At 74.3% G+C, this 6807-nt stretch carries 5 protein-coding genes; 3 read left to right on the top strand and 2 right to left on the bottom strand.

Annotated features, from left to right (window positions below):
• Window positions 1–328 precede the first annotated feature (328 nt).
• Together tilS and dacB are read right to left on the bottom strand one after the other, a co-directional pair.
• Window positions 329–1486, bottom strand: coding sequence for a tRNA lysidine(34) synthetase TilS (tilS, locus tag Q0444_RS00850; RefSeq protein ID WP_299020633.1), 1158 nt, complete (start codon window positions 1484–1486; stop codon window positions 329–331).
• Window positions 1473–2867, bottom strand: coding sequence for a D-alanyl-D-alanine carboxypeptidase/D-alanyl-D-alanine-endopeptidase (gene dacB, locus Q0444_RS00845; protein ID WP_291086129.1), 1395 nt, complete (start codon window positions 2865–2867; stop codon window positions 1473–1475). Before dacB ends, tilS begins: the two co-directional genes overlap by 14 nt.
• A 182-nt stretch (window positions 2868–3049) precedes the next feature.
• Here dacB and Q0444_RS00840 point away from each other — a divergent pair, with 182 nt between their 5' ends.
• The 3 genes from Q0444_RS00840 (at window position 3050) to Q0444_RS00830 (ending at window position 6786) form a co-directional block, all read left to right on the top strand.
• A complete protein-coding gene (locus Q0444_RS00840; RefSeq protein WP_291086131.1) occupies window positions 3050–3562 on the top strand; it encodes an inorganic diphosphatase in 513 nt (170 codons plus the stop codon).
• 182 nt (window positions 3563–3744) lie between these two features.
• Window positions 3745–4377 (top strand): TetR/AcrR family transcriptional regulator, encoded by a 633-nt coding sequence (locus tag Q0444_RS00835; RefSeq protein ID WP_291086133.1) that lies wholly within the window; start codon window positions 3745–3747, stop codon window positions 4375–4377.
• A gap of 9 nt (window positions 4378–4386) precedes the next feature.
• Complete coding sequence (locus tag Q0444_RS00830) at window positions 4387–6786, top strand: MMPL family transporter (RefSeq protein WP_299020628.1); 2400 nt, start codon at window positions 4387–4389, stop codon at window positions 6784–6786.
• Window positions 6787–6807 lie beyond the last annotated feature (21 nt).

The raw sequence follows: 6807 nt of genomic DNA, 5'->3' as shown, positions 1-6807 counted from the left end.
GGGGGGGCGGGAGCCGCCCGCGCCGGCGGGGCGCCGCGGGCCAGTCACCCCCTCGTTTTACGCGGCGTTGCGGAACGCGTCCTGTCCAAGCCGATCCCGCCCTATATCGAGCCGGCGCGCCTGTTGCGCTACGGCCAGGTGGCGATGGAGACGACCTCGGGGCAGGGGGCGCAGGCGCTGGCCTGGTACGCCTATAATTCCTGCCAGTTCGAGGTGGCGCACGAATGGTTCCGCCGCGCCGTGGCCTGGCATCCCAAGGAGCCGACGGCCTACGGCTACGCCCTGGTGCTGAAGCGGCTGAAGAAAAGCAAGGAATATGTCGAGATCATCAATCGCTACGACGGGCTGTATCGCAAGGTGATCGATCTCGTCTTTCCAGACGATCTGTACCATCCGCCGACGCCGTGCGAGACCGATCTGCGACAGGCGGCGATGGCCGGCATGGCCGGCATGGCCGGCGTCGCGGGCATGTACGGCATGGCGGGGCTGGGCGGGCCGGCCCCCCGCGCGCCCCCCCCCCCCCCCCCCCGGCCCCCCCCCCCCCCGCCCCCCCGCCCCCCCCCCCCCCCCCCCCCCCGCCGCCCCCCCCCGCGCCGCCCCCCTCCCCCCGCCAGTCCGTGACGAGCGCGGCGATGGCCGTAATCTGCGCGTATGTGGGCGAGGGCACCCCCCGCCCCAGGAGCCAGCGGCGCAGGACCCGGGTCAGCACCGCGCGCGCGAGCGGCTCCAGCACGGCGACGTCCAGGGTGCCGTCGGGGGCGACGGACACGGCGGCGGCGAGTCGGTCCAGCTCGTCGTCGTCGCCCCGGAGCAGTTCCGCGGTCCGGGCCAACCCCTCGGCGACGCCGCCGCCGAGGACGTCCTCGAGCAGCGGGAGCACCTCGCGGCGGAGCCGGACGCGCGTGAAGGCGGGGTCGACGTTGTGCGGGTCCTCCCACCAGTCCAGGCCGAGCGCGCGGCAGGCCTCGCGGGTGTCGGCGGTGCGGACCCCGAGCAGCGGGCGGCCCCACGGCGCGTCCCAGGCCGCCATCCCGCGCAACGAGCGCGCGCCGGAGCCGCGGCCCAGGCCCAGCAGGACGGTCTCGGCCTGGTCGTCGAGGGTGTGGGCGAGCAGGACGGGCCGGCCGTCGCGCGCGGCGTCGAGCGCGGCGTACCGCGCGCTGCGGGCGGCGGCCTCGGGGCCGGTGCCGTCGGGGGTGACCACGACGACGAGGACCCGCGCCCCCACGCCGAGCCCGCGCGCCGCGGCGGCCGCATCCCGGGCCACCTCGCCCGAGCCCGGCTGCAGGCCGTGGTCCACGACGAGCGCCGTCACCTCGGCGAACTCGGCGGCCGCAGCCGCGGTGAGGGCCAGCGAGTCAGCGCCCCCCGACAGCGCCACGCAGACCTCGTCGCCGACCCCCGGGTACGCCCGGCGGAACGCCCGCACGGCCGCGCGGACCCGCCAGGCGGGCCCGGTCCAGTCGGCGCCGCTAGCGGCAGCCACAGGTTCTCAGCGAGGCGGCGATCCGGTCCAGGACGGGCCGGGCGGCGGCGGGGTCGGTGCCGGAGGACAGCAGCGCGAAGCTCATGGAGCGCCCGTCGGCGCTGGTGACGGTCCCGGCGAGGGCGCTGGTCCCGGCGAGCGTCCCGGTCTTGGCGCGCACCCAGCCCGCGCCGGGGGCGGCGGGGCCGTCGAAGCGGTCGGAGAGCGTCCCCGAGCCGGCGGCCACCGGCAGCGTGTCGAGCAGGTCGCGCATCTCCCGGGTGGCGTCCGGCGCGGCGGCGGTGCGCAGGACGTCGGTGAGGACGGCCGCGGAGAGCCGGTCGCCGGGGCTCATGCCCGAGCAGTCGTCCAGCCGGACCCCGGACATGTCGATCCCGCGCTCGGCCAGGGTCTCGACGACCGCGGTCGTCCCGGCCGTGAAGTCGACCGGGACGTCCGGGTGGCGGGCGAGCGCCACCTCGCGGCAGATCGACTCGGCCAGGACGTTGTCGGAGTAGACCAGCATGGACCGCAGGCGGTCGGTCAGCGGCGCCGACGAGACTCGGCCGATCTCACCGGTGGTCTCCACGGGTTCGGCCGAAACCCGGACGAGGGCCGGGTCCACGCCCAGTTCGCGGGCCAGGGCGCGCCCGGCCGCCAGGGCGGGCTCGGCGGTGCGGGGCGAGTACTCGTCGGCCGGGTCGAGGCGGCCGGAGTCGAGCATCCAGGCCTCGACCGGCGCGATGTTGCCCGCCGCGACGTCGGCCGGCGACCACCCGGGGCCCAGCCCCGGCCCGGTGTAGGGGCCCGGGGCCACGACGATGCGCGCGGGCGCGACGCCCGCCCCGCGGATCACCTCGGCGGCCCGCGTGACGGTGGTGGCCCCCGGGAAGAGCGGGCCGGGCTCCCCGCCGCCGGACATGGTGGGGTCGCCGCCGGGGACCACGACCAGGGTGTCGGGCTCCGCGCCGCGCTCGAACACCGTGTCCACGCGCGCGTCCCCGGGCAGTCGGCTCAGCGCCGCGACGGCCGTGAGGAGCTTGACCGTCGAGGCCGGGACCCGCGCGTCCCGGGGACGCCGCTCCCACAGCACCCGACCGGTCGCGTCGTCCACGACGCTGGCGGCGAGGTCGCCGACGGCGGGCGTCGACGCGAGGGGGCCGAGGATCTGCTCGAGGGCGGCGGGGTCCGGGGCGGGAGCGGCGGCGTCCGCGGCGATGAGCCCGGGGGAGGGAGGCGGGGCCGCGGGCGCCGGGTCGGTCGGCTCCCCGCGGGGTCCGCCGTCGACGACCGTGATGAGCGCCGCCGCGACGAGGCCGGCCACCAGGAGGGCGACCAGGACGAGCACCACCCCGATCCGCCAGGTCGGGCCCCGCCCGCGCCACACGCCCCGCTCGGTCACGGACCCCCACCCTCCTCGTTTCGGCCCGCCCCGGAAGGCCCCGGATCGCGCGTCGTCCGCCCCCACGCTAGCCGCCGCCGTGACGCCGGACACCCCCGGCACGGGACGGCCCATTAGAATCGGTCCGAATCGCCCGGGAGAGCGTCCGGGGCCCGGAAAATGACGATCAGCGAGGTACGCCAGTGTCCGTCGAAGTGACCATCGAGATCCCCAAGGGCTCGCGCAATAAGTACGAGATCCACCACGAGACCGGGAAGATCTATCTCGACCGCTTCCTCTACACCTCGATGGGCTACCCCGCCGACTACGGCTACATCGACCAGACCCTCGCCGACGACGGCGACCCGTGCGATGCGCTGGTGCTCCTCGACGAGTCGGTCTTCCCGGGCGTGATCGTCAACTCGCGCATCGTGGGCGTCTACACGATGTCCGACGAGGCCGGCGGCGACGACAAGCTGCTCTGCGTCCCCAACGGCGACCCGCGCTGGGACCACATCCAGGACGTCGGCGACGTGCCCGAGTTCGAGCTCAAGGCGATCGAGCACTTCTTCCTCCACTACAAGGACCTCGAGCCCGGCAAGCACGTCACCCCGGGCGAATGGAAGGACAAGGCCTGGGGCGAGAAGCTCGTCGTGGAGGGCGTCGAGAACTTCAAGAACAACCCCGAGGACAAGGCGGAGCCCTTCCGCGGCTGACCCGCCCTCGGCGCTCGGCCCCCACCACCGGGCGCCCCGACACGGCCCCGGCGCGACCATCGTGCCGGGGCCGTGTCGCGTCCGTGGCACGGCCGGGGCCGCAAGGTGACGTGACCACGATCACGGTCATTTCAGCCCTCTGCAACTTTGCACGGCCATGCAGAATCCGTACGGTGGATCGGGTGACCCCCGACTTCCTCAAACCCCGCGGGCTGCGCGAGGCCAAGAAGGAACAGACCCGCGCCGCGCTCTCCGACGCCACCATGGCGCTGGTGAGCGAGCGCGGCTACGAGGCCACCACCGTCGACGCGATAGCCCACGCCGCGGGGGTCTCGGTCCGGACGTTCCACAACTACTTCCCCGGCAAGGCCGCCGCACTCACGCATCTCGCGGCCGACCTCATCGCCGAGTACAACGCCGAGCTCCGCGCGCAGCCCGACTCGGCGAGCTGCGCGGACGCCCTGCGGGACGCGTGGCGCACCATGCTCGACCGGCACCGCGGGAACGTGGCGGGGCTCAACGCGCTCATCGACGCGATCGAATCCAACCCCGACCTGCGCCGCTACCTCGAGGACAACCACCCCGAGGTCGGCGTCGAGGGCGTCGTGGAGGCCGCCCGCCGGCTCGGGCTGGACCCGGCCACCTCCGCGATCCCGCACGTCGTCACGCAGATCACCTTCACGATCGCGGTGACGGTCATCCGGCTCCACGCCTCGCCGGACTTCCCCGATCGCACCCAGGACCGCCTGCTCGACGAGGCGTTCTCCGCGCTGCCGCTGCTCGTAGCCGCACCACCGACCGACTCCCCCACCTAGGAGCACCACATGGCTTCCTTCCTCTACCGCGTCGGACGCGGGTCGTTCCGGCGCTGGCCGCTCGTGATCGGCGCGTGGCTGGCCGTCCTCGCCGTGGTCGGCGGACTCGCGGCGGCGTTCTCCGCGCCCGCCTCCAGCACGTTCTCCATCCCCGGCATCCCGTCCGAGCGGGCGCAGACCCTGCTCACCGAGCGGTTCCCGTCCGAGTCCGGCGGGGACCCCCAGACGGCGCCCACCTTCACCGTGGTCATCGCGACGGCGGACTCGACCCCCCTCACCTCCGCGGAGAACCAGGAGAAGGTGGCCCGCGTCCTCGACGCGATCCGGGACATCCCGGGGCTCGCCGCCCCCACCGCCGTCGGCACCCTCGGGCTTCCCGCGGAGGCCCTCGACGGCGGGGACCCCGGCGACCGGCCGTGGGTCACCGCGGTGAGGGCCCAGTCCGACGGGCTGATCGACCAGACGACCGCCGCCGGAGGCGACCGCGCGCAGGCGGAGAAGGACGCGGCGACGGTCTCCCCGCTCTCCCCCGACGAGTCCGTGTACTCGGTCCGGGCGGGCTTCGACACCGCGGGCACCCCGTCCGCGGTCGACGTGACCGACGAGCAGCGCGAGGCGCTGCGGGCGGTCGCCGCCACCGGTGAGGACCTGGGACTCGAGGTGGCCTACAACGGCCCCGCGGCCCAGGACATGGGCGGCATCGGCTTCACCTCGGAGATCATCGGCATCGTCGTGGCCCTGATCGTCCTGGCCATCACCTTCGGCTCGATCGCCGCGGCCGGCCTGCCCATCGTCACCGCGATCGTCGGTGTGGGGATCGCCGTGCTGTCCGTGCACGCGCTCTCGGGCACCATCGAGGTCAACGACACGACCCCGATCCTCGCCACGATGCTCGGCCTGGCCGTGGCGATCGACTACTCCCTGTTCATCGCGAGCCGGTACAAGCACGAGATCAGGCTCACCGACGACAGGTCACACGCCGCCGGGCGGGCGGTCGGCACCGCCGGCTCCGCCGTCGTCTTTGCCGGGCTCACCGTGTTCATCGCCCTGGTCGCCCTGACCGTCGTCGGGATCCCGTTCCTGTCCGTCATGGCGCTGGCGGCCGCGGGCGCGGTCGTGGTCTCCGTGCTCATCGCGCTCACCCTGCTGCCCGCCCTGTTCGGCGCGCTCAAGGGCCGGGCGTTCTCGGGGAAGGTGCCCGGGGTGACCGCCCCGGACCCGGAGGACGAGGGCGTCCACACCGCCGGCGAGCGCTTTGCCAAGGCCATGCGGGCCAAGCCGTGGATCGGCCTGGCCGGCGGCATCGTCGTCCTGGCCCTCCTCGCCGTCCCGGTGGGCTCGATGCGCCTCGCGCTCCCCTCGGACACCACCATGGACCGGGGCACCCCGGCCCGCGACGCCTCCGACCTGCTCGAACGCGGATTCGGCCCGGGCGCCAACGCCCCCCTGCTCGCGATCGTCGACGCCACCGGGATACCCGCCGCGGACCGCGCGGACGCCTTCCAGACCGCCGCGGGCGACTTCCGGGCGATGGACGGCATGGCCAACGCCCAGGTCGTCCTCACCAACGGCGACCCGGCGGATCCGCTCACCGCCGACACCGCCCAGATCCTCGTCTACCCCTCCACCGGCCCGACCGACGCGGCCACCGAGGACCTCCTGCACACGATGCGGGACCACGCCGGGGCGTACACCGCCGAGACCGGCGCGGACTACGGCATCACCGGGCTGACCGCCATCCAGTCGGACGTGTCCGAGCGGCTCTCCGACGCCCTCGTGCCGTACCTGGCGATCGTCGTCGGGCTGGCGTTCCTGCTGCTCATGCTGGTGTTCCGCTCGATCGTCGTCCCGCTCACCGCCGCGCTGGGCTTCCTGCTCTCGGTCCTGGCGACCCTCGGCGCCACCGTGGCGATCTTCCAGTGGGGGTGGTTCGGGATGATCGAGGGCAACCCGATCATCAGCTTCCTGCCGATCATCCTCATCGGCCTGGTGTTCGGCCTCGCCATGGACTACCAGGTGTTCCTGGTCTCCCGGATGCGAGAGGCCTACTCCCACGGCGAGTCCGCGAGCGACGCCGTGGTCCACGGCTACAAGTACGGCGCCCGCGTGGTCAGCGCCGCCGCGGTGATCATGATCAGCGTGTTCGGCGGCTTCATCCTCATGGACTTGGCGTTCATCAAGACCATGGGCTTCGCGCTCGCGGCGGCGGTGTTCTTCGACGCCTTTGTCGTGCGGATGGTGATCATGCCGTCGCTGATGTACCTCATCGGCGACAGGGCGTGGTGGCTGCCGCGGTGGCTGGACCGCCTCCTGCCCAGGGTCGACATCGAGGGCGAGAAGCTCGCGGCGCAGGCCCCGGCGGGCGAGGCCGACCCGGCCGCCGGGCGGGAGCCGGCCCCCGCCCGCTGACCGCCGCCACGGCGGGCCCGG

The organism is uncultured Dietzia sp. (assembly GCF_937873725.1).
GTDB lineage: Bacteria > Actinomycetota > Actinomycetes > Mycobacteriales > Mycobacteriaceae > Dietzia.
This window is presented reverse-complemented; position numbering and strand designations above follow the sequence as displayed.